Source organism: Psychrobacter sp. TB20-MNA-CIBAN-0197, assembly GCF_040309765.1.
In the GTDB taxonomy this organism is placed as follows: domain Bacteria; phylum Pseudomonadota; class Gammaproteobacteria; order Pseudomonadales; family Moraxellaceae; genus Psychrobacter; species Psychrobacter submarinus.
Genome location: NZ_JBEOPC010000094.1, coordinates 1 through 497, shown reverse-complemented (window position 1 = coordinate 497; position 497 = coordinate 1). Strand labels below are relative to the sequence as shown.

General features: G+C 38.0%; 1 protein-coding gene. It reads right to left on the bottom strand.

The genetic code is table 11. The features are described from left to right. Positions 1–497: DEAD/DEAH box helicase (locus tag AAEY83_RS12805; RefSeq protein WP_351059265.1), on the bottom strand; the 497-nt coding region annotated here is incomplete at both ends.

Genomic DNA, 497 nt, shown 5'->3' with positions numbered 1-497 from the left:
CCTTTAGCATTAAGGGCTTCACTCAAACGGCTCGTGTCAGAACGCGTTGCTGTGAAGATAATACATTGACCAACATCATCTTGGTTTAAAAAATGCTCTAATAACGCTTCTTTATGATCAAGGTGATCGGCAAGGTATAACGTTTGTTTAATATCACTATGTTGCTCATTTGCTGCACTTAGCGTAATTTGCTTTGGTTTTTTTAATAGGTTACGTGATATTGCATCTACTTGTGCATGGTCAAGTGTTGCAGAAAAAAATAACGTTTGGCGTAATCGGTGATTAGCTTGCTCGTTAATCATTTTTAACTGCTCGGTAAAGCCTAAATCTAAAATACGATCGGCTTCATCAAAAATAAGCAGTTCTAGTCCACTCAATTGCAATGAGCGTTTTGTTATGTGATCAGCTAAACGCCCAGGTGTAGCAACTACGAATTGTGGGTCGTTTCTAAGAGCTTTTATTTGGTCATTAAAGTTTTCGCCGCCAAGTATTTTAAC